1 protein-coding gene is annotated in these 3,016 nt (G+C 49.2%); it reads right to left on the bottom strand.

Annotation, left to right across the window (positions count from 1 at the left end):
* Window positions 1-11: 11 nt before the first annotated feature.
* On the bottom strand, window positions 12-2,597 hold the full coding sequence (locus GOX53_RS29055) for a hypothetical protein (RefSeq protein WP_171182359.1): 2,586 nt from the start codon (window positions 2,595-2,597) through the stop codon (window positions 12-14).
* Window positions 2,598-3,016: the final 419 nt, after the last annotated feature.

Genomic DNA, 3,016 nt, shown 5'->3' with positions numbered 1-3,016 from the left:
CTGGAACTACTTCAAGGCTGCCGGCTATGTCTCAGGTTAATGGCGGGAGGCTTTAGGGGTTTTAATCGAGAAGAAAACGGACCCCAACTTACACCGGAAAGCAATCTGCTATAGATTCCTCCAAGCTGAGAAACGTCGGATGCATAGGTTTCGATCAATGAAATAAACTGGGCAGTCCAAAAGAGACTGCTCTCGTCTCCTTTTTCGACCAACTCGACCCATTCAAGCACGAATTCAAGCCGCTCGTAGGGCTTCTCACTTATCCAATTCAGATAAATTTCATCGGGGAGATCATTCAGAATTCCAGCTTGGCCGGGCGTTCGATCCGAACCTTTTAGTAGGTTATGTAACCGCCATTCTGTTAGGGCATCTGCATCTTCAAATGCTATCAGCACTCTTTTCCACACCAAGGCGGGATCGTACTGTACAGCGAGTAACAAAACCTTGCACGCTGCATCATCCATTTTCAGCTGAACGTCATGTTCCGCTTTGGTTGCCAGTTCTAGCGAGCGATCACAAAGGGCTCCCACGAACGCGTCGTCCAACTGATCCGAACTAAAGAGTTTTTCAATACTTGTTTCCCAATGATGTGCGTCCATTACCCCGATGGCTTCAACGGAGAAAATGTCGGGATGAGAGCAAAGCTCCTTCACATAAGATGCTTTTTCCACAAAGCTTTCGGGTTGTCCGTATCTGTACATAAAAACCAAGTCCAAGGCGGACCATATTCCCTGCGGTCCGGTTTGTTTGATTGCATCTGCGAGCGGCAGGATAGTCTCGAAGTCATGATCATCAAAGCCGCGGCCGCAACTCAGCGTCGCAGCATGTCGTGGATCGCACAAACCATCCGTAACTAACTGGGCAACGCGTGACGCAATCTCAGAATCCATTTGAGCAGCTGAAATCAACGAAATGGCGTGACCGTCTAGTTCAGGCGCGCTCAAAGAAATCTCCAAGCTGGCCATTCCGACATCGCGAGATCGACTAAAGCCCCCAGCTATCATGCCACAAAATGTTTTTAGGCATATTACCGTTTCTGTTGGGGTGCGAAGCGCCTCACAAGCCAAGCCCATCAATGCTTCGGGATCCTCAACATGACTGGCCAGCGCATGTCCAAGCGCCCAAGCGCTGTTGAATTCACCACGGACAATCTTGCCAACTAACTCTGAGTTGTCTTTCGCATCTCTTGAAAGAGTGGAGACAATCTTGCGAATGCAATTTATTGCATATTCATGGTCTGTGTCACTCTCAGGGTCATACGGGACACCAATATCGTGGAAGTCACCGGGCCACCCTCCGGACAAAAGCAACAGCTGGTCAACTTTGGAGTCTGGAAACAACTCGTCATACCAGTCACGCACTTGAGTGACATAGTCCGTCGGAGCTTCTTTGCTGTCGAAGAAAAACCATTGGTTTATCGACTTAATAGGCTTGGTCCATGTAGGAATTTTCTCAATAACCCTCGTTACTTGGCTTCGTAGATTATCGAAAATATTGGGGTATGAAAGCAATCCACGAATATTGCCTCCAAGATGCGAAGTAGCCCTTTCATATGTCTCGACGTCCGCTTCCAAAGCGATATCTGTAAGTCGATCAATCGCTGCGTTATAGAAATCGAAAATATCTTGATAGATTGCGGGTTGCCAGTCTTGGAGGGCTGGTTCTGCGCCAATCCGTTCGTTGCCACCAGACCTTGAAAAGTGCCCCGTATCCAGCATCTTGCCGAGCGCATCGATACAAACCGACCTTACTCTGGCATCTTCATGCTTCAGCCCAGCATCTAAGATCGCTAGTCGTCTTGTTGGTTCAACCTCAGTGCCTGATAGATGCAGTTGAAACAGTCCAACAAATTGACCGTGAGCATTGTTCCCCCAATTTTCGTTCTCCGCCGCAGCTAGTTTCAGCAATAGATGGGCCGCCTGCTCAAAACTCTCATCCCGAAAAACAAGCTTCTCTAACGCCCAAATTGTATTGCGGCGACCGTCTCTGAACGCCAAGAGCTCATCGATTGACAAGTGTGAAAGGAATTTCTCAAACGTAGCCATTGCCAGATCGGGTTCCAGATGAACTAGCCGATCCATGAATTTGGAACCTTCGTCTGTGTTGAGCGCATCGATATCGGGGATAACTGTTTCGACAATGCTTAGCGCAAGACCAGCAACACGATGATCGAAGCTTAGCCACCTCAACCTCCCAAGCAATCTAAAACGCAAGTCGGTGTCGATGCTCTCAAATAGCCGGGTAAGTTCGCCATCTGGCGAGGTGTCAAGCAATTGAACTGCTAGCCTTACTGCCAGTGGTTGTGGCCGCGCTTCTGCAAAGTCCCCCACTCTCCCAACAATACCGCGATCACCAAAGACCGCCAAACTTCGAAAAACCTCTTTGGCCGATGCTTCCATAAAGCTTGCCAATTGCTCCAGTTCAAATTGCCTATCTCCTTCCACACCAACAAGTGTAAATAGGCTTAAAAATTGCAGCGCTCGAAGGGCTTCTGCATCCTCCTTGTCTTTCCCCCAGACAATCCGATCCACCAATGCATCAACCGAAACTAGCGCTGCGTCACCGTTCTTCGCCGCTTCTGCTGCCACTAGAGCCATTCTGGGAAACCCTTGAGCTAGGTCTCGAATGAATCCAATGTCATTCTTTGCGCTAGGATAGGGACTGCCCTCTACAATCCTGCTAATAAGGTCATCTGAAGCGGGCAGTAGTTCGATGACAAGGTTGCCATGGACTCCCTGAGACCGCGTTTCCACGTTCAAAGTGATCAGCTTAACCCTGGACCCCTGTCTTTGAGCTTTTCTGAACAAGTCGGTGTGAGAACTGTCAGGGCAATCATCGACGATCAGGATGCTTTCGGCTCCGCTCGAGACCAAATTCAAGGCAAGGCTGCCAAGACGTGAGCAACATCTTCAAATTCGCAAAAAACCACTGACGAAGTATCGAGTGTTGGGCAGTCATCATATTGACCTTCCCCCGCGATCAGGGCCGGTTTGATCTGGAATCTTCCGGTTGGGTG

This window comes from Ruegeria sp. HKCCD8929 (assembly GCF_013031405.1).
Taxonomy (GTDB): domain Bacteria; phylum Pseudomonadota; class Alphaproteobacteria; order Rhodobacterales; family Rhodobacteraceae; genus Ruegeria.
This window is presented reverse-complemented; position numbering and strand designations above follow the sequence as displayed.

Excerpts from the sequence above, each read along its gene's own strand:
- GOX53_RS29055 (WP_171182359.1), bottom strand. The coding sequence starts at position 2,597 with ATGGCTCTAGTGGCAGCAGAAGCGGCGAAGAACGGTGACGCAGCGCTA.